We start from the raw sequence: 18,299 nt of genomic DNA, 5'->3' as shown, positions 1-18,299 counted from the left end.
GCGATGATCTCGATCTCTTATTCGCACGAGCGGCAGCACCGTTTCGCCTGTGCGCTCGATTCCGCGCTCGGGCATCTGGTGGAGATACCCGCTGCCCTGCTGGTGCTCGCGGAAATCGCCGTGCTGCTCGCGGGGGTGACGAGCCGCTATCTGCTGCACTCGCCGCTCGTGTGGTCCGACGAACTCGCCTCGATGCTGTTCCTCTGGCTCGCCATGCTCGGCGCCGTGATCGCCTTGCGGCGCGGCGAGCATATGCGGATGACGGCGCTGGTCGGCATGGCGCCGCCGGGCGTGCGCGCATTTCTCGACGTGGTGGCGATCGCCGCGCCGATCGCGTTTCTCGCGATGGTGATCGGCCCGGCGATCAGCTTCGCGCAGGACGAGTCGTTCATCACCACACCCGCGCTCGAACTGTCGAACTCGTGGCGCGCCGCCGCGTTGCCGGTCGGCTCGGCGCTGATGCTGCTGGTCGCGGTGGTGCGGCTCGCGCGGCTCGGCAACTGGCGTCTCGTGCTGGGCGCGCTCGCGACGGTCGGCGCGCTGGTCGGCATCTTCATCGCGCTCGGGCCGGTGTTGCGCGACCTCGGCAATGTGAACCTGCTGATCTTCTTCGTCGGCCTCGTGGCGCTCGGCGTGCTGAGCGGCGTGCCGATCGCGTTTTCGTTCGGACTCGCCACCTTCGGCTATCTCGCGCTGACCACCAACACGCCGATGCCGGTCGTCGTGGGCCGGATGGACGAAGGCATGTCGCATCTGATCCTGCTCTCCGTGCCGCTCTTCGTGTTCCTCGGCCAGTTGATCGAGATGACCGGCATGGCCGCGGCGATGATCGCGTTTCTCGCGAGCCTGCTGGGTCACGTGCGCGGCGGTCTCTCTTACGTGCTGGTCGGCGCCATGTATCTGGTGTCCGGCATCTCGGGATCGAAAGCCGCCGATATGGCGGCGGTCGCGCCGGTGCTGTTTCCGGAGATGAAAGCGCGCGGCGCGAAACCGGGCGATCTGGTGGCGCTGCTCGCCGCGACCGGTGCGCAGACCGAGACGATTCCACCGAGCCTCGTGCTGATCACGCTCGGCTCGGTGACCGGCGTGTCGATCTCGGCGCTCTTCACGGGCGGCATGCTGCCGGGCATCGTGCTGGCGATTACGTTGTGCATCGTCGTGCAGTGGCGTTATCGGCGCGAGGACATGTCGAACGTCAAACGTGCAACGCGCGGCGAGATTCTGCGCAAACTGGTGATCGCGTTTCCGGCGCTCGCGCTGCCGTTCGTGATTCGCGCGGCGGTGGTCGAAGGCATCGCGACGGCGACCGAAGTTTCCACTATCGGCATTGCTTATGCGGTGCTGGCCGGCTTGCTGATCTATCGCCGTTTCGAGTGGCAGCGGCTCAAGCCCATGCTAATCGATACCGCCACGCTGTCCGGCGCGATCCTGCTGATCATCGGCTCGGCCACCGCAATGGCATGGGCGTTGACGCAATCCGGCTTCTCGGGCCAACTCGCGCAGACCCTAGGCGCGTTGCCGGGCGGCGCGGCGATGTTCATGGCGGCCTCGATCTGCGTGTTCGTGATCCTCGGCAGCGTGCTCGAAGGCATTCCGGCCATCGTGCTGTTCGGCCCGCTGATGTTCCCGATCGCGCGCGCCATGCATATCCACGACGTGCATTACGCCATGGTCGTGATTCTCTCGATGGGCGTGGGCCTGTTCGCGCCACCGTTCGGCGTGGGCTACTACTCTGCTTGCGCGGTGAGCCGCATCCATCCCGACGAAGGTATGAAACCGATTCTCGGTTACATCGCCGCGTTGATGGTCGGCCTGATCATCGTGGCCGCCGTGCCGTGGATTTCGACGGGGTTCCTGCATTGATTCTGTGAGTCGCAGAAGCGCGAGGCACGCGCCGCGCCGGCCTCGCGCGATGTTCTTCAGCACGCTTTTTTCGCCTGCTTCTTCGGGCCGCTCATTTGGGCTGCCTGATCAGGCCGCTCATTTGGGTCGCTTCGTCCAAGTTATCTATTGCCGCCCGCTGCACGTAACGCAGCGGCGTAGAGGAGCCTTTTGCCATGTCCACCACCGAAGCCACGTCTGCCGCACCGAACACTGCGCTTCCATCACTCACGCCGCTGTCGCGCGCCGCTCCCGCTGCCGCTCAGCCCGCGCCCTTGCCGTTGGCCGACGCGATCCGCTTCCTTTCCATCGACGCGATTCTGCGCGCCAGCGAAGGTCATCAGGGCGTGCCGCTCGGCATGGCCGAAATCGCGACCGCGCTGTTCACCCGCCACCTGAAATTCAATCCCGCCGATCCGACCTGGCCCGATCGCGACCGCTTCGTGCTGTCGAACGGTCACGGCTCGCTGCTGCTCTACTCGCTGCTGTATCTCACCGGCTATGACGCCATCGGTCTCGAGCAGATCAAGACCTTCCGCGAACTCGGCTCGCATTGCGCGGGCCACCCCGAGTACGAACCGGCGCACGGTATCGAGGCCACCACTGGCCCGCTCGGCCAGGGCATTGCCAACGCGTTCGGCATGGCCATTGCCGAAGCGTATCTCGCGGCGAAGTTCGGCAGCGAGCTCGTCGACCATTACACGTATGCATTCGTCGGTGACGGCTGTCTGCAGGAAGGCATCGGCCAGGAAATGATTTCGCTCGCCGGGCATCTGCAACTGGGCAAGCTGATTCTCTGCTGGGACGACAACCAGATCACCGACGACGGCAGCACTTCCCTTTCCATCAGCGAGGACGTCTGCGCGCGCTTTCGCGTGGGCGGCTGGCAGGTCATCGAAGTCGACGGGCACGATCTCGAAGCCGTGTCGGCGGCGCTGACGATCGCCCGCTCGGACCCGCGACCTTCGATGATCGCGTGCAAAACCGTGATCGGCCGCGGCATTGCGCGTTTGCAAGGACAGCGTGGCGGCCACAGCGGCAAGCTGTTCCAGACAGACGCGGACGCGGCGCGCGACACCCTTGGCTGGCCGCACGCGCCGTTCGAGATACCCGCGGAGATCCTCGCAGCATGGCGAGCGGCAGGACGGCGTAGCGACCCGCAGTATTACGCATGGCACGAACGTCTCGCCGCGCTGCCCGCCGCAGAGCAGGACGAGTTCGAACGGGTCCTGTCGGGCCACCTGCCGCAAGGCTGGCGCGACGTGCTCGACGACTACCGCAAACGCGCCGTGGAGCGCGGAGAACCGCAACCCGGCATCACCGTCTCGGGCGAAATCAGCGATCTGCTCGCGCCGCTGTTGCCGGAACGCATGGTCGGCTGCGCCGATCTCGAAGCGCCCACGGGCCACAAGCGTCAGTTGCATGCGTTTACCGCCGAGGACCATAGCGGCGCCTACATTCACTGCGGCGTGCGCGAACACGTGATGGGCGCGATGGCCAACGGCATGGCGGCGCACGGCGGCGTGATCGCGACGAGCGTGACATATCTAGCGTTCGCCGACTATCAGCGGCCGGCCATGCGCATGGCGGCGCTGATGGGCCTGCCGGTGCACTTCGTGTTCAGCCATGATTCGATTGGCGTCGGCAAGAATGGGCCGACGCATCAGCCCGTCGAAATTCTCGCCTCGCTGCGCGCGATGCCGAACATGCGCGTGTTGCGTCCCGCCGATGCCGTCGAGGCCGCCGAATGCTGGGCGCTCGCGCTCGAACATCGGCGCGGGCCGAGCACACTGGTGTTCGCGCGCCAGGCGCTGCCGCTGGTGCGCACGGCACATAGCGCCGCGCCGTTGTCGCAACGCGGCGCTTACGTGCTGGCCGAGGCCGAAGGCGGAGCGCGCGCCGTGACGCTGCTCGCAACCGGCTCCGAAGTCGCGTTGGCCTTGCAGGCGCGTGGTCAATTGCAGCACGAAGGCATCGCGACCGCCGTGGTGTCCATGCCGTGCTGGGAGATTTTCGACGAACAGGACGACGCCTATCGTGCCGCCGTGCTCGGTCCGGGCACCGTGCGGATCGGCGTGGAAGCGGCATTGCGTTTCGGCTGGGACCGTTATCTCGGCGAGCGTGGCGGCTTTGTCGGCATGACGGGCTTCGGTGCGTCCGCCTCGGCCGAGACGCTGTACGAGCATTTCGGCATCACAGCGCAGCATATCGTCGCTGAAGCGAAGCGGCATCTGTAAATCATCGGATACCTAATCATGCATAAGATCGTTTTTCTGGACCGCACGACCCTCGCGCCGCAGATCGTGCTGCGAGAGCCGCGCTTCGAGCATCAGTTGATCGAGCACGATCGCACTACGCCGGATCAATTGCTCAAGCGGCTCGCCGGCGCGTCGATTGTGATCACCAACAAGGTCGCGCTGACGAGTGAAGTGCTGGAGCAATTGCCGGAGCTGAAACTCATCGCGGTGGCGGCGACCGGCACGGACTGCGTCGACAAGGCCGCCGCTCAGCGGCTCGGCATTGCAGTGAGCAATATTCGCGGCTACGCGATCAACACTGTGCCAGAGCACACGTTCGCGCTGATCCTCGCGCTGCGGCGCAATCTGGTCGCCTATCGCGACGACGTGCTCGCCGGCGAGTGGCAAAAATCCGGGCAGTTCTGTTTCTTCACGCACGCGATTCACGATCTGGCCGGCGCGCGGCTAGGCATCATCGGCGAAGGGGTGCTGGGGCAGCGCGTGGCGGAGTTGGGCAAGGCATTCGGCATGCAGCCGATGTTCGCCGCGCACAAAGGACGCGAAGGGCTCGGTCCGCTTTACACGCCATGGGACGAAGTGCTCGCGACCAGCGACATCATCACCTTGCACAGCCCGCTCACGCCGCACACGCGCAACATGCTCGCCATGCCCGAGTTTCGCGCGATGAAGCGCCGGCCATTGATCATCAACACGGCGCGCGGCGGCCTCGTGGATGAAGCCGCGCTCGTGCAGGCGCTCGACGAAGGTCTGATCAGCGGCGCGGGTTTCGACGTGACCGCGGGCGAGCCGCCCGCCGACGATAATCCGTTGTTGCGCGCGGCCAACCGGCCCAACGTGATTCTCACGCCGCACGTGGCATGGGCGTCGGACGAGGCGCAGCAGAGCCTCGCCAATCAGTTGATGGACAACATCGAGAACTTTGTCAGCGGTGCGCCGACGAATCTGGTGAGTGGCGCGTATTGAGCCACGGCCCAGCCATTGCCAAGTCACTGCCACGCCACAGCCACACCGCCGACTCATCGCGCGGCGCGGCTAATGACATCAGACGCCGCCTCAACCCTGGCGGAAAATCGGCGCGCCCCACGGTGCGCCGGTCGTGCCGCCATCCACGACGATCTCCGCACCCGTCATTCCCGACGCATCGTCGGAAGCGAGGAACAGCACCGCCGCCGCGACTTCTTCCGGCGCGGCGAGACGCGCCATCGGCACGCGCGGCGCAAGGGCCTGTTCGGTTCCGTCGAGCGTCGCGCCCGCGCGTGCGCCACGCGTCCAGATCGGCGTGCGCGTGCCGCCTGGGATCACGGTATTCACGCGAATACCGCGCTGCACCAACTCCGACGCGAACACCTTCGCCATGCCCGTGATGCCGGCCTTGGTGGCCGAATAAGCCGCCGAGCCCGGTGAGCCTAGTTCGCGCATTACCGAGCCGTTCAACACGACCGCGCCACCCTCGCTCATCAACGGCAGTGCGGCTTGCACCGTCAGGAAGACCGCCGTCAGATTGGTGCGAAGAATGGCCTCGAACGCCGCGGCCGTGGTGCCGCCGAGCGGCGTGGGCCCGGAGATGCCGGCATTCGCGAACACGATATCCAGCGACCCGAATTTGCTCTTGATCTGTTCGAACAACGCGCCGATTTCCGCTTCGTCGTCCAGGTTGGCCTTTACGCCCAGCGCGTTTTCGCCGAGTTCGGACACGGCCTGATCCAGCTTCGCGCTATCGCGGCCGGTGATCACCACGCGGGCGCCTTCGGCAATCAGCCGCTTCGCCGTGACGAAACCAATGCCGCTGTTGCCACCGGTCACCAACGCTGTTTTTCCGTTGAATCGCATCATCTCTCTCCTTGATTGCGCCGCCGAAGCGCCGGAAAGCCCGGTCGCGCGACGCCTGTAACAGTCGAGCGGCCAAAAAGCCGCCGCATACGGACATCCGCGAAAGACGCCCTCGCCCAACAATCTGCATGTTGATCATCATGCACATTTTCAGTATTATGCTCGTCATGCAGATTGTCAAGAGGGGTGACGGAGATGGGCTACTCGCAGGCGCAAAAAGCAGAAAGCCGGCAGCGTGTGCTGGAAACAGCGGCACAGCAGATCCGGGAAGACGGGATCGAGGCGCTCGGGGTGGCAGACTGCATGCGGCGCGCGGGGCTCACCCATGGCGCGTTCTACGGCCACTTCGAGTCGCGTGACGCGCTGATCGTCGAGGCGCTGGAATATGCGGTCGCACAGAGCGAGAAGCGCATCGCCGCTACACTCGCGGCGGCGAACGGCAACGGGTCCGCAAAGAAAGAACCGCTGCAGACGATCGCCGAGATGTTCCTCAGTGAGAAGCACATCAGGAATCCGGGTAACGGCTGCGCGCTGTGCGCGCTTGCCGGCGAAGCGCGGCATGCGGCACCGGAAGTTCGCGAGAGTCTGACGCAATACGTGCACAAGCTGGCAGCACGCATCGCGCAGACGTTGGCGGGCCATAGCGAGAGCCTCGCGCTCGGCATTGTCGCGACCATCGTCGGCGCGGTGACGCTCGCGCGTGCCGTCGACGACCCCGAACTCGCCAGATCGATTCTCGCCGGCTCGCTCGATCTGATCGTCGCGCAAGGCGGAGACGCTTAGTCGAGCACCTTGGCGGCTCCGGCCAGCACGCGCCACGCCGAAGCCGCTTTCTCAACGTATGGGCGTGCTTATGCGCTGGCGTTCGATGTTTAGCTGAAACAGTCAGTTCGCACAGCGCGGGGTCGTTGCTAGGATGGTCGATTAGCCTTCCCTTCAGACTCGACTCAAGGACTATGAATCATGGCGCTGCTCAACAGACGGGCTTTCATTCGCGTCGCGCTGGCTTCCTCGCTGACCACGCTCGCGGCGCGCGGCTACGCGCAAACATCGGCCACGAATGGCGAGCCGGTCGCGCTGCGGATCGGCTATCAGAAGTCGTCGACGTTGATCACGCTGCTCAAGGCGCGTGGGTCGCTCGACAAAGCGCTTGCGCCGTTGGGGGTGCGCGTTTCCTGGAATGAGTTTTCGAGCGGCCTGCCCTTGACCGAAGCACTCAATGTCGAGGCCGTCGATTTCAGCGCGGACGTTGCCGACACGGTCCCGATCTTCGCTCAAGCCGCGCATGCGCGCTTCGTCTATGTCGCGCAGGAAGCGCCTTCACCGGCGGCCCAGGCGATCATCGTCAAACAGGACAGCGCGCTGCGCACGCTCGCCGATCTCAAGGGCAAGCGCATTGCCGTGACCAAAGCCGCCGGCAGCCACTACCTGTTGCTTGCGGCGCTTATCAAGGCGGGCCTCGCGCCCGCCGATGTTCGAATCAGCTACCTCACGCCGGCCGACGGCCGCGCGGCCTTCGAGCGCGGCAGCGTCGATGCGTGGGTCACGTGGGATCCGTACGTGGCATCCGTCGACCGCGACGCCGGCGTACGCATTCTCGCGGACGGCAAGGGACTCGCGTCGTACCAGCGCTACTACCTCGCGTCGAACCGGTTCGCGGCGGCCCATCCCGAAGTCATCCAGATCGTATTCGATCAGTTGACCCAGGCAGGCGATTGGCTGCGCGCACATCCTCAGGAAGCAGCGCAAACACTCGCGCCGATCTGGGGGCTCGACGCCGCCACGATCGAACGCGCGAATGGCCGCCGCAGTTATCTGGTGCGCCCCGTTCTTGCACAGAATTTCGGTGAGCAGCAAAAGATCGCGGATACGTTCTTCCAGGCCGGCTTGTTGCCCGCCAAAGTCGAGACCGCACAGGCGCAACGTTGGGACTTCGGCGCGAAACGCGGAGAGCCGGCGGGCAGTTGATGAACCAGTTGATGGCCCAACTGACGGGGGGTGTCAAAACAGTGTCAATACGTGTGGAGAAAACCGAATAAATCGCATTGCAAAACGCCCGCGCAGAATGTTTTTTGGCGGTCGATTATCATGGTTCGATCATCTCACTCGAACGACTCGGTGTTGGATATGACGAATACAGGCAAGGCGTTGATAATCGCGCTGGTTCTGGTGGACGTGGGATTCATCTCTTACCAGCTTCTCCCTAAAGGCAATCACTCCGAAGCCGCGCCAGACACGGTGACGGCCAATTCCGTCACGGCGTCGGCAGCCGGTTCGCGAGTGGACGGCACGCACGTGAGCGCGGGCAATGTGGTGTCCACTTCGCCATCTGCGAATAGCACGGGCGAGATCATGGCCGCGCCGCAGCCAGTCAAACCGGCTCCCATCGCCAATGACGCGCAAGCGCGGCCTCAAACATCGCGGCATAAACAGCCAGGCCGCGCGTTGGCACCGGCGGATGCGCGCGAGTCCGTCGCCGCGAAAGCAGATACCGCGCAGCCGGTTGCCCATGCGCGCGCCGATCTGACCCGGCACGGCTCGAATGCCGTCGCGGCGGCCATGACGGAGCAGCTTGTCAAGGAATCGTCCAAACCCGACCCGTCGTTGCCGATGCCGCCGCAAACGCAGGCGCAGACGCAAACGCAGACTCAATCCGCGCCGGTCGGCCAGGATCACCACGGCTCGAACCCCGTCGGCGCCGCGATGACGCAGGCACTGGTGCGGGAATCCGCCCGGGTCAATCCAGCTTCTTCGCAAACGCCGTCGACAACACCGAGTGGTACGCAGTAAGACTGCAGTCCGAAACACTTTTGACGCTCGCGTGCCTCCACGCGGCGTCCCCGGCTGCCACGGCTCAATGCGCGAGAAAGTCCACCACCATGCGGTTGAATTTTTCCGCATGCTCCCACTGCGCCCAGTGGCCGCAGCGGCTGAAAATATGCATCTCGGCGTTCTGCATGCCGGCAACCAGACGCAAACCCACATCCATCGGCACGAAACGATCGTCGCGCCCCCAGATCACGAGCGTCGGCGCCGCAATCTCGCCAAGACGCGGTCCGAAGTCGTTGAACTGCTTCGGATTGGCCGCGAGACTCTTCACAAAGTTTTCCAGATGATCGCGGCGCGCCAGCATATTGTCGAGCCGCGCCTGCATGAGATCGTCGGTCAACGCTTTGGTGTCGAACACGAAGACGTTCATCATCCGTTTCAGGTTTTCGATCGTCGGTTCGCGATAGAGGCCTTGCAGCAGCTTGATGCCTTCCGTCGGCATCGGCACGAACTGACTGGGGCCACCGGTTCCGCCACCCATCAACACCAGTTTGCCGACACGCTGTGGATTGGCGAGCGCGAACGCGACGGCGCTATGGCCGCCCATCGAATTACCGATGATGTGCGCGCGTTCAATGTCGAGCGAATCCAGCAAACCCTTCAGCGAACGCGCGTTGAGTTCGGAGCGCGAGCCGTCGCACACAACCGGGTCGCTTTTGCTCCAGCCCAGGCAGTCCATCAGGATGACCCGATAACCCGCGGCGACGAGCGGTTCGACATTCCGGTTGAAGTTCGCCCAGCCGCTCGCACCCGGGCCCGAGCCATGCAGCATCACCACCGTTTCGGCGCCCTGCCCGGCGTCGTTGTAGTGCAACTGCACTTCCCGCTCGCCTTCCTTGATACGCACGAATTGGCTGGTCGATGCTTCGGTGATTGCCGATACATTCGAGGTCATGTTGCTTTCCTTGATCTGAAGAGAGTTGATTGACCGCGCACGTCGCACAGTCGCGCGCGGATTGCATTGGCGGCGCTATTGAAGCGATGAGCGTTATTGCGCGGTAGCCGGCGCATAAACCGGCGCGGACTTGCCGACGACGAGCCACGCCGCGACCGCCGCAACGGCGATCAGCGGAATGCTCGCGCTCAGCAACACGGAGGCGCTCTGGCCGATCGCGAGCAGTTGCCCGGCGATCAAAGGCCCGAGAATCGAGCCCATGCGCCCCACCGCGACCGCGGCGCCCACGCCGGTGCCGCGCACCTGTGTCGGATAGATGCTGCTCGCGAGCGCATACAACACCGACTGTCCACCGACCAGAAACAGGCCCGCGAGCAAGCCGCCGCACGCCATCGATACGCCACCGCTTGCCGCCACGAGCGCGGCCAGCGCCGCGGCGATGCCCAGATACATGCCGGTCACGGTGCGGCGCTTGCCGATGCGATCCATCAGGCTTGCGATCACGATGGCCCCAATGCCGCCGCCGATGTTGAACATCATCTGCACGACGCTCGATTGCACGCGCGAGAGTCCGCGGCTCAGCACGAGCGACGGCAGCCAGTTGATCAGGAAGTACAGCACGATCAACGTGCCCAGGTAGCTGATCCACAATGCGACTGTCGTGCCGGCCCGCCCTTCCTTCCACAATGCCTGCGCGATGCCGGACGGTGCCTCGCCCACTCCACGCGCGCCGGCCACTCCCGAGCGCGCGGCGACGAAATGCGCCGACTCGCGCATGAAGATCGCCAGCAACGGCAACACGAGCAGCGGCCCAACCCCGCCGACATAGAAGATATGCCGCCAGCTCTCATCGCCCGGACTCACGATGCCGATCACCGCCGCGAGCGCCGCACCGAACGGCATGCCGCAATACATCGCGCCGACTGCGGTGTTGCGTTGATCCGGCGACGCCGCTTCGGCGCACAACGCGATCAGGTTCGGCATCGCGGCGCCAAGCCCGAGCCCGGTGAGAAAACGCGCGGCCAACAGGCTGTTCAAGTCCCACACCTGCGTAGTGGCAATCGAAAACAGGCCGAACAGCGCGACCGACAGCATCAGCACGCGCTTGCGGCCGAGCTTGTCGGCGAGCCTGCCGCCGATCACCGCGCCGGGCAGCAGGCCGAGCGCGCCGATGCTGAATGCCCAGCCCATCTGCGCGACCGCGAGATGGAACTCGCGAGCCATGCGTGGCGCCGCAACGCCGGTCGATTGCAGATCCAGCCCTTCCAGCAATGCGACGATCAGGCATAAGCCGATCGTGACGGCGCCGGTGGCGCGAGTGTTGTTTGATCGCTGCATGAAAAGTCTCCAATGTGTTGTCAGCATCGCTCTTGGCGGCGATAACGCTGGGTTGAGGTCGGCGGCGCAGACGGCCGCCATGCTTCCAGACAAATGCGCTAGACGCCGGCTGCGCGCTTCAGGTCCAGCGCCACGTCGACGATCATGTCTTCCTGGCCGCCGACCATGCGCCGCTTGCCCAGTTCGACCAGAATGTCGACGGCTTTCAGGCCGTACTTCTTCGCGGCCACTTCGGAGTGCCGCAGAAAGCTCGAATACACGCCCGCGTAACCGAGCGCCAGGGTTTCCCGGTCCACGCGCACCGGACGGTCCTGCAACGGCCGCACGATATCGTCGGCGGCATCCATCAACGTGTAGAGATCGGTGCCGTGGTGCCAGCCGGCGCGTTCGGCCGCGGCAATGAACACCTCCAGCGGCGCATTGCCCGCTCCCGCCCCCATGCCCGCCAGACTCGCATCGATGCGGTCGCAACCTTCTTCCACTGCGACCAGCGAGTTCGCGACGCCGAGGCTCAGGTTGTGGTGCGCGTGCATGCCGGTCTTCGTCTCCGGCTTGAGCACGGCCTTCAATGCGCGAAAGCGCGCGCGCACGTCGTTCATGTTCATCGCGCCGCCGGAGTCGACCACGTAGATGCATGTCGCACCGTATTGCTCCATCTTCTTCGCTTCGACGGCGAGGTTTTCCGGCGTGGTCATGTGGCTCATCATCAGGAAGCCAACCGTATCCATGCCGAGTTCGCGCGCGTATTCGATGTGCTGCTTCGAGATGTCCGCCTCGGTGCAGTGCGTGGCGACCCGCACGATGCGCGCGCCGGCCTGGTACGCCGCCTTCAGATCGTGAATCGTGCCGATGCCGGGCAACAGCAGCGTCGCGATCTGCGCGTGTCCGACCACGTCCGCCACCGCTTCGATCCATTCGAGGTCGCTATGCGCGCCGAAGCCGTAGTTGAAACTCGATCCTTGCAGGCCATCGCCATGCGCGACCTCGATGCTGTCCACTTTCGCCTCGTCGAGCGCGCGGGCAATCTGCCGCACGTTGTCGATCGAATACTGATGACGGATCGCGTGGCTGCCGTCGCGCAGCGTCACGTCGGAGATATAGAGTTTTCTGTCCATGAGATGCGTCTCCTTAAGCCTGAACCAGGGATTGCGCCATGCGCTCAGCGGTCGCGAGCGCAGCCGAGGTCATGATGTCGAGATTGCCCGCATACGCCGGCAGATAATGTGCGGCGCCTTCCACCTCGATGAACACCGAGGTCTTCAACCCGCTGAAACGGCCGAGGCCCGGAATGTTCAACGGCGCGTCCACGGCGATCTCGTCGAACTGCACTTTCTGCTTCAGGCGGTAGCCCGGCACATAGGCATTCACGGCAGCGGCCATGGCTTCGATCGAGGCTTCCACTTGTGCGCGGTCGGCGAGATCGGACAGCACATAGACCGTATCGCGCATCATCACAGGCGGCTCGGCCGGATTGAGCACGATGATCGCTTTGCCTCTGGCGGCGCCGCCCACCGCTTCGATCGCCTTCGAGGTGGTTTCGGTGAACTCGTCGATATTCGCGCGCGTGCCTGGACCGGCCGACTTGCTGCTGATCGACGCGACGATTTCCGCGTAGTGCACCTTCGCCACGCGCGAAACCGCGGCCACCATCGGAATCGTGGCCTGACCGCCGCACGTCACCATGTTGACGTTGCGGCTGTCGAGATGCGCGTCGAGATTCACCACCGGCACGCAGTACGGACCGATCGCGGCAGGCGTCAGGTCGATCAGGCGGATGCCCGGTTTCAGCGCGCGCAGGTACGCGTCGTTTTTCACATGCGCGCCGGCCGAGGTGGCGTCGAACACGAAGTCGATGTCGTTGAACACAGGAAGGCGCGTCAGTCCTTCCACGCCTTCATGCGTGGTCGAGACGCCCAGCCGCGCTGCGCGCGCGAGACCGTCGGATGCCGCGTCGATGCCGACCATCGCCGCCATTTCCAGATGCTCGCTGTGCCGCATGATCTTGATCATCAGATCGGTGCCGATGTTGCCGGAGCCGATGATCGCGGCCTTGAGTTTTTCGCTTGCCATGTCAGTCCTCAATCGGGTGATTGCTTATGCGGAGAAAATCGCGCGAACGCTGCCGAGGCCTTCGATCTGCGCACTGAAAGTGCCGGACCGCGTCACCGCGACCATCGGACCGAGCGCGCCGGTCATCAGAACGTCGCCGGCTCGCAGCGGCGTGCCGAGCTGCTGCATGCGGTCCGCGAGCCACACGGCGGCGTTCAGCGGATTGCCCAGACACGCCGCGCCGTTGCCGCGCGAGAGCGTTTCGGCGTCGTTCGAGAGGGTCATCGCGCAGGCCGCCAGATCGACGTCGCGCAGCAATACCGGCCGGCTGCCGAGCACGAAACGCGCGCTCGATGCGTTGTCTGCGACGGTATCGACGAAGCGGATATTCCATCCTTCGATGCGGCTGTCCACGACTTCAATGGCGGCGACCGCGTAGGCCGTCGCGCGAATCAGGTCGGCGTAGGTGTGTTTCTCATGCGTGAGGTCGTGTTCGAGTACGAGTGCGATTTCCGCTTCGACCTTCGGCTGGATCAGTTCGCCGAGCGCGATCGGCTGGTTGTCGCCGTAGGCCATCGACGCAAACAGCGCGCCGAAGTCCGGTTGATCGACGCCGAGTTGGCGCTGCACCGCGGGCGAGGTCAGACCGATCTTGCGGCCAACGATGCGCTCGCCCGCCGCCACTCGCGCCTCGACGTTGATCTGTTGCACCATGTAGGCGAATCCGGCGGCGGTGGCCGGATTCAAATGGGTGAAGCGCTCGTCGGCGCGCAACGGCGCGATGGTCTGACGTGTGCGTTCGGATTCGCGCAGCCGCAGGGCCAGCGCTTCAGCATTGCTTCGTTGGTTCAGGGTCATGGCGGGTTCCGTGATTCGTCATGCGGTTTCGGCAATGGGCCGCGCGTGCATCGCGCCAAAGCCCGCGATCCATTCGGGGATCGGCCGGTAGTAATCGAGCGTCGCGCGATAAGGTCCGTACGCCTGCAGCGCGCCGAATGCGGCGATCCACGTGCGAACCTCATGCGCGGATTTGCCCGCGTCGCGCGTGATCGCGGTGTCGGTCAAGCCGTCGAGCGCGCACAGCTCCCCTTCTTCGAGCACTTTTAGGAACGCGCGGTCCCATTCGGGATTGAGCGGATGCAGCCGGCTATCTCCCGAGGCGAATTCACGGGCCGCCGCGACGGTGCGAGCCTGGCGCGCCGCGCGCGCTTCGGGCGACGGATTGCGGCCGGCGATCAGCCGCTCGGCGACTTCATCCGTTGCGCCCGCGAGTTCCGGCACTGGCGGCTCGTGCGAAATGCCGCCGGAGCCGATCACCAGCACACGTTGGTCCGAACGCGCGAGGCGGCGGCCCAGTGCGTCGCCGAGCAGTCGCGCCCTGCGGCACGACGCCATGGGCGGCGCGACCGAATTGATGAACACCGGCACAACCGGATAACGGTCCAGTGCGCCCGTGAGAATCTCCAGCGCCTGCGCACAACCGTGGTCGACCTGCATCCGGTACGACACGGCGACGTCGACATCCGCGGCGAGCGTGGCTTCGGCGAGATCGAGCGCGGTGGCGGCGGGTACGGCAAGCTGCCCCGCCAGACTGCCGAAGTCACCGATCGCGCTCGCCGACGCGCCGATGCAGAACGGCGGCATCACGTCGTAGAAGAAACCGTTGTAGTGGTCCGGTGCGAACACGACGACGAGTTGCGGATCGAAAGCGGCCACACGTGCGCGCGCCGCCGCGTGAATCCGCGCGACTTCCGCGACAATGTCCGGCGCCGGGTCGCAATAGCCGCGGAGCGGCGTGTGCGAAAGACATTCGAGCAACATCGGCATATCAGGCTCCCGCCGCGATGGCGACATCGCTTTCGGACGCCTTCGCCGGCGTGCTCACCGCCGCCGTGGCGACGGCCCGCTCGCCGGTCTTCAATGTCAGCTTGACGGCAAGCTCGCCGATGCACGCCGACACCTGTTGCGGCGTGCACATACCCGCGACAAAACGATCGGGCCGCAGCAACACCACGGATTCCGGCACGCGCGAGAACCACTCTTTCAGACGGCCCTGCTCATCGCCGACGGCGATCACGCCGTCAGACACGTCGTCATGAAAAGCGAGCTGGGTGTCGGGTTTCGCGAGCACGAAGCAGCCGCCAAGGCGCTGCCAGGTTTCACGCGCGAGCGGCGACAAGCCGAACGTGGGATCCGAACCCCAGCCGATAATCGCGAAGCGATTGCCGAGCACGTCGTCGAGACGCGCGACGCTGCCGTCCAGCGTGCGCACGCGCGGCTGAATGAACATGCGCCCGACCGGCGAATGACACGACGGATCACGGCCATACACGAGGCGGCCGAGCAGCGACTCGCGCTTCTCGCTCATCAGCCCGAGCAGCCGGCCGGGCGCGGAATGACCGGAACGCTCCAGCATGCGAGCCAGAATGCCATGCTTGCGTTTGTGCTCCGCCAGCAGGACGACGCCCGTTTCATAGCGCGGCATCGGCTTGAAACGCATCTCCACGAAATAGCGCTTCATGGCGGGGACCACGTTGAAGGTCCGCACGAAGGCGTCGCGAAACTTGATGCCGAAGCGGCTCGTCGGCGCGAAAATGTCGCCGGCCACTTCGGACAGATGGATCATGGAGCGGGCGTGCGCGCGCCGCTCCGCCGTATAGGTGTCCAGCAACGCGTCGCCGGCGAGCTTTCTGACCACCATCGCCAGCTTCCAGCCGAGATTGCTCGCGTCGCGGATCCCGCTGTTGTAACCCTGCCCCTGCCAGACCGGCATGATGTGCGCGGCGTCGCCGGCCAGCAGCACGCGATCCACACGAAAGCGGCTCGCGAGGCGCGCATTGTGCGTATAGACGCGCTTGCGGATGTAGTCCACCTTTTGCGGATCGGCGACCACCTTGCGGATCAGCGCGGCCATGTTCTCCGGCTTCGACAGTTCCTCTTCGGTTTCGCCGGGCATCACCATGAATTCGAAGCGGCGAATGCCATGTGGCAGTGCGGCCGACACGTACGGCCGTTTCGGATCGCAATGCATGTAGACATGCGGCGAGCCGATCGGATCGTTGCGCACATCCACCACGATCCATTGATTCGGCTTGGTGCGTCCTTCGAACGGCACGTCGAGCATGCGGCGCACGAAGCTATTGCCGCCGTCCGCGCCGACCATGTACGACGCGCGTACTGTGCGGCGGCCGCCTTTCTCGTCCTCAGCTTCGATCGTCACGCCGGTCTGATCCTGCGTGAAACCGCTCACGCTAGTGCCAAATAGCACCTGCACATGCGGGAAGCGGCGCAGTCCTTCGTACAACACACGATCCGCGAGCGGCTGAATGAATGCATTGCGGCGTGACCAGCCGAACTCGTCGGTGCGCGGTTCGATCGACGCAAAGCAGTGACCGGTGTGCGTGACAAAGCGCATCCAGTGATCAGGCGTGGTGTGCGGCAACAGCACGTCGGCGAGGCCGACTGACTGGAACACCCGCAGCGCTTCATCGTCGAGGCCGATGGCGCGCGGGTAGTCGATGATCTGGTCGAGCTTTTCCAGCAGCACCACGCGCACGCCCTGCAAGCCCAGATAATTGGCAATCATCAAGCCGACAGGGCCGGCGCCGATAATCGCCACATCGGCGGACACGGTTTCGCTGCGGCCGCTCGCGGCCGCCAGATCAGTGGGTGGGAACATTCTGTCTCCTTTCTCGCGAACGGCACACGGCGCCGTCGCTTCAGATAGCGGACTTGTTTGGAATATTCAGGGAGGGCACGGCGTGACGATTGCGTATCGCCATGGCGAAAAGTCGCGCATGGGATGCGGCATCTCGCGTCTCCTTGAATCGTTGATTTGATCGCAGTCTAGGACTCGCACCGGATCGCCTCAACAATTTGTGAAAAATGTGCATACAATGCACATAGTTGATTTATTGAGGTTTTTCGGTGACGAAATATACGAGTGTGCGAGGTCTCGCGCGCGGCCTGCAAGTGTTGCAGGCGCTCAATTCCATGGACAGCGGCCGCGCCACCAGCCAGCAGATCAGCGACCTCACCGGCCTGCATCGCACCACGGCGCGGCGGCTGCTGGAAACGTTGATGGAGGAAGGATTCGTGCGTCGCAGCGCGTCGGACGACAGTTTTCGCTTGACGCTCCAGGTGCGTTCGTTAAGCGAAGGTTTTACGGACAACGAACGGATTGCGACGATTGCGCCGCCGATCATGGGGCAGCTATTGCAGCGCGTTGCGTGGCCTTCGGATCTGACCACGCCGGACGGCGACGCGATGATCATCCGCGAGACGACGCACCGTTTCAGTCCGCTCTCGTTTCACCGTTCGATGGTCGGGCGCCGCTTGCCGATTCTGCTGACCGCCGCGGGGCGCGCCTACTTTGCGATGTGTCCCGACGGCGAGCGCGAGGACATTCTCGACTTGCTGCGCTCAGGCGCGGGCGGTGAAGAACAGAAAGCCCTCGCCTCGAACGACAAATTGATAAAAAGCCTGGTCAAGCGGGTGCGCGCGGACGGCTTCGGCTCCAATCACGGCGACTGGTCCGCGCAAAGCAAGATCGGGGCGGTCGCGGTTGCGATCGTCTCGCGCGAACGTGTGCTGGGAAGTCTGAATGTGGTGTTTCTCTCGCGAGCAGTGACGCTCGCGGAGGCAAAACGGCGCTACGTGCCGGAGCTCCAGATCGCGGTGCGCGAAATGGTGGCGGAACTGGAGTCGCAGGACGAGCCAGAGGGAAAGAAGCCTGAGTGAGAAGATGCAGCGCCGCCGGGGGTTTCTTAGGGTTTACTACAGCCCGCAGAGCGTCTATTCTTCAGCGGAATACTTCGCCCACCCAACTACCGCAGATTGACCAAAAAACAGGCTTCTGTTCGACGGATTGAAACCCGCCCTGCCGGAGCACACTGTCATCATGCCAATCCCGCCAGGAGCCTGCGATGTCTTCCCGCCACGACAAAGATAACGAATTCGAAATCGGCTTGCCGGCTGTTTCGAGCACTGAATGGACCAGCCCGGTGCCGGGCGCCGACGCCGGAACGATGCGCGGATTGCACCTCGCGTCGGAAAGCGTGTTGTGCCTCGCGACGCAGACCTACGAAGCGGTGGCACGCGGCGACGCGGCAGGCGCGGAATCAGCGCGCGCATCGCTCGAACAGCAACTGGCGGTCGCCACGCGTTTGATCGACGAACTCCTGTTCGACGGCGCCGGTCCGCATACGACACATTGACCG

Annotated in this window: 16 protein-coding genes; 8 read left to right on the top strand and 8 right to left on the bottom strand. The window is 64.5% G+C overall.

The annotated features are described in order from the left end of the window. The first annotated feature begins 3 nt into the window (after positions 1–3). The 3 genes from P0D68_RS20875 (at position 4) to P0D68_RS20865 (ending at position 5,102) form a co-directional block, all read left to right on the top strand. On the top strand, positions 4–1,863 hold the full coding sequence (locus P0D68_RS20875) for a TRAP transporter large permease (RefSeq protein WP_408299434.1): 1,860 nt from the start codon (positions 4–6) through the stop codon (positions 1,861–1,863). A gap of 194 nt (positions 1,864–2,057) precedes the next feature. Then, complete coding sequence (tkt, locus tag P0D68_RS20870; RefSeq protein WP_408299432.1) at positions 2,058–4,118, top strand: transketolase; 2,061 nt, start codon at positions 2,058–2,060, stop codon at positions 4,116–4,118. Positions 4,119–4,136: 18 nt separating this feature from the next. After that, positions 4,137–5,102, top strand: coding sequence for a D-2-hydroxyacid dehydrogenase (locus P0D68_RS20865; protein ID WP_408299430.1), 966 nt, complete (start codon positions 4,137–4,139; stop codon positions 5,100–5,102). A 90-nt stretch (positions 5,103–5,192) separates the two neighbouring features. Here the strand turns inward: P0D68_RS20865 and P0D68_RS20860 are convergent, their stop codons facing one another. Beyond that, a complete protein-coding gene (locus P0D68_RS20860; RefSeq protein ID WP_408184874.1) occupies positions 5,193–5,969 on the bottom strand; it encodes an SDR family NAD(P)-dependent oxidoreductase in 777 nt (258 codons plus the stop codon). 195 nt (positions 5,970–6,164) lie between these two features. Here P0D68_RS20860 and P0D68_RS20855 point away from each other — a divergent pair, with 195 nt between their 5' ends. The 3 genes from P0D68_RS20855 to P0D68_RS20845 all read left to right on the top strand — a co-directional run bounded on the left by P0D68_RS20855 (position 6,165) and on the right by P0D68_RS20845 (position 8,759). Next, positions 6,165–6,752, top strand: a complete 588-nt coding sequence (locus tag P0D68_RS20855; RefSeq protein ID WP_408184837.1) for a TetR/AcrR family transcriptional regulator — start codon at positions 6,165–6,167, stop codon at positions 6,750–6,752. A gap of 180 nt (positions 6,753–6,932) precedes the next feature. Beyond that, positions 6,933–7,937 carry an aliphatic sulfonate ABC transporter substrate-binding protein gene (locus P0D68_RS20850; protein ID WP_091803214.1) on the top strand — a complete coding sequence of 335 codons (1,005 nt, stop codon included), beginning with the start codon at positions 6,933–6,935 and terminating at the stop codon, positions 7,935–7,937. Positions 7,938–8,096: 159 nt separating this feature from the next. Then, positions 8,097–8,759 carry a hypothetical protein gene (locus P0D68_RS20845; protein WP_408299428.1) on the top strand — a complete coding sequence of 221 codons (663 nt, stop codon included), beginning with the start codon at positions 8,097–8,099 and terminating at the stop codon, positions 8,757–8,759. A gap of 64 nt (positions 8,760–8,823) precedes the next feature. Here P0D68_RS20845 and P0D68_RS20840 read toward each other — a convergent pair whose 3' ends face one another. The 7 genes from P0D68_RS20840 to P0D68_RS20810 all read right to left on the bottom strand — a co-directional run bounded on the left by P0D68_RS20840 (position 8,824) and on the right by P0D68_RS20810 (position 16,759). Beyond that, positions 8,824–9,693 (bottom strand): alpha/beta fold hydrolase, encoded by an 870-nt coding sequence (locus P0D68_RS20840; RefSeq protein ID WP_408299426.1) that lies wholly within the window; start codon positions 9,691–9,693, stop codon positions 8,824–8,826. 93 nt (positions 9,694–9,786) lie between these two features. After that, positions 9,787–11,031 (bottom strand): 3-(3-hydroxy-phenyl)propionate transporter MhpT, encoded by a 1,245-nt coding sequence (gene mhpT / locus P0D68_RS20835; RefSeq protein ID WP_408299424.1) that lies wholly within the window; start codon positions 11,029–11,031, stop codon positions 9,787–9,789. A 98-nt stretch (positions 11,032–11,129) separates the two neighbouring features. Further along, positions 11,130–12,146 carry a 4-hydroxy-2-oxovalerate aldolase gene (mhpE, locus tag P0D68_RS20830; protein ID WP_408299422.1) on the bottom strand — a complete coding sequence of 339 codons (1,017 nt, stop codon included), beginning with the start codon at positions 12,144–12,146 and terminating at the stop codon, positions 11,130–11,132. Between the two features lie 13 nt (positions 12,147–12,159). Beyond that, positions 12,160–13,101 carry an acetaldehyde dehydrogenase (acetylating) gene (locus P0D68_RS20825; protein ID WP_408299420.1) on the bottom strand — a complete coding sequence of 314 codons (942 nt, stop codon included), beginning with the start codon at positions 13,099–13,101 and terminating at the stop codon, positions 12,160–12,162. A 24-nt stretch (positions 13,102–13,125) separates the two neighbouring features. Beyond that, on the bottom strand, positions 13,126–13,938 hold the full coding sequence (locus P0D68_RS20820; RefSeq protein WP_408299418.1) for a 2-keto-4-pentenoate hydratase: 813 nt from the start codon (positions 13,936–13,938) through the stop codon (positions 13,126–13,128). A gap of 18 nt (positions 13,939–13,956) precedes the next feature. Continuing rightward, the gene (locus P0D68_RS20815) at positions 13,957–14,907 is read right to left on the bottom strand and encodes a 3-carboxyethylcatechol 2,3-dioxygenase (protein ID WP_408299416.1); all 951 of its coding nucleotides are present in this window, start codon (positions 14,905–14,907) and stop codon (positions 13,957–13,959) included. Position 14,908: 1 nt separating this feature from the next. After that, complete coding sequence (locus P0D68_RS20810) at positions 14,909–16,759, bottom strand: bifunctional 3-(3-hydroxy-phenyl)propionate/3-hydroxycinnamic acid hydroxylase (RefSeq protein WP_408299414.1); 1,851 nt, start codon at positions 16,757–16,759, stop codon at positions 14,909–14,911. A gap of 248 nt (positions 16,760–17,007) precedes the next feature. Between P0D68_RS20810 and P0D68_RS20805 the strand changes: the two genes are divergently transcribed. Then, complete coding sequence (locus P0D68_RS20805; protein ID WP_408184847.1) at positions 17,008–17,820, top strand: DNA-binding transcriptional regulator; 813 nt, start codon at positions 17,008–17,010, stop codon at positions 17,818–17,820. Between the two features lie 185 nt (positions 17,821–18,005). After that, complete coding sequence (locus P0D68_RS20800; protein WP_091803241.1) at positions 18,006–18,296, top strand: hypothetical protein; 291 nt, start codon at positions 18,006–18,008, stop codon at positions 18,294–18,296. The last annotated feature ends 3 nt before the right edge of the window (positions 18,297–18,299 follow it).

The organism is Paraburkholderia sp. RL17-380-BIE-A (genome assembly GCF_046028085.1).
GTDB lineage: Bacteria > Pseudomonadota > Gammaproteobacteria > Burkholderiales > Burkholderiaceae > Paraburkholderia.
The sequence above is the reverse complement of the archived record's forward strand: the minus strand, read 5'-3'. Positions and strand labels throughout refer to the sequence as shown.

What these genes read in the sequence shown, in the direction of transcription:
- P0D68_RS20825 (WP_408299420.1), bottom strand. Translation starts at nt 13,101, where the DNA reads ATGGCAAGCGAAAAACTCAAGGCCGCGATCATCGGCTCCGGCAACATC.
- P0D68_RS20855 (WP_408184837.1), top strand. Translation starts at nt 6,165, where the DNA reads ATGGGCTACTCGCAGGCGCAAAAAGCAGAAAGCCGGCAGCGTGTGCTG.
- P0D68_RS20850 (WP_091803214.1), top strand. Translation starts at nt 6,933, where the DNA reads ATGGCGCTGCTCAACAGACGGGCTTTCATTCGCGTCGCGCTGGCTTCC.
- P0D68_RS20815 (WP_408299416.1), bottom strand. Translation starts at nt 14,907, where the DNA reads ATGCCGATGTTGCTCGAATGTCTTTCGCACACGCCGCTCCGCGGCTAT.
- P0D68_RS20810 (WP_408299414.1), bottom strand. Translation starts at nt 16,759, where the DNA reads ATGTTCCCACCCACTGATCTGGCGGCCGCGAGCGGCCGCAGCGAAACC.
- tkt (WP_408299432.1), top strand. Translation starts at nt 2,058, where the DNA reads ATGTCCACCACCGAAGCCACGTCTGCCGCACCGAACACTGCGCTTCCA.
- P0D68_RS20820 (WP_408299418.1), bottom strand. Translation starts at nt 13,938, where the DNA reads ATGACCCTGAACCAACGAAGCAATGCTGAAGCGCTGGCCCTGCGGCTG.
- P0D68_RS20840 (WP_408299426.1), bottom strand. Translation starts at nt 9,693, where the DNA reads ATGACCTCGAATGTATCGGCAATCACCGAAGCATCGACCAGCCAATTC.
- P0D68_RS20860 (WP_408184874.1), bottom strand. Translation starts at nt 5,969, where the DNA reads ATGCGATTCAACGGAAAAACAGCGTTGGTGACCGGTGGCAACAGCGGC.
- P0D68_RS20800 (WP_091803241.1), top strand. Translation starts at nt 18,006, where the DNA reads ATGTCTTCCCGCCACGACAAAGATAACGAATTCGAAATCGGCTTGCCG.
- mhpT (WP_408299424.1), bottom strand. Translation starts at nt 11,031, where the DNA reads ATGCAGCGATCAAACAACACTCGCGCCACCGGCGCCGTCACGATCGGC.
- P0D68_RS20845 (WP_408299428.1), top strand. Translation starts at nt 8,097, where the DNA reads ATGACGAATACAGGCAAGGCGTTGATAATCGCGCTGGTTCTGGTGGAC.
- P0D68_RS20865 (WP_408299430.1), top strand. Translation starts at nt 4,137, where the DNA reads ATGCATAAGATCGTTTTTCTGGACCGCACGACCCTCGCGCCGCAGATC.
- P0D68_RS20875 (WP_408299434.1), top strand. Translation starts at nt 4, where the DNA reads ATGATCTCGATCTCTTATTCGCACGAGCGGCAGCACCGTTTCGCCTGT.
- mhpE (WP_408299422.1), bottom strand. Translation starts at nt 12,146, where the DNA reads ATGGACAGAAAACTCTATATCTCCGACGTGACGCTGCGCGACGGCAGC.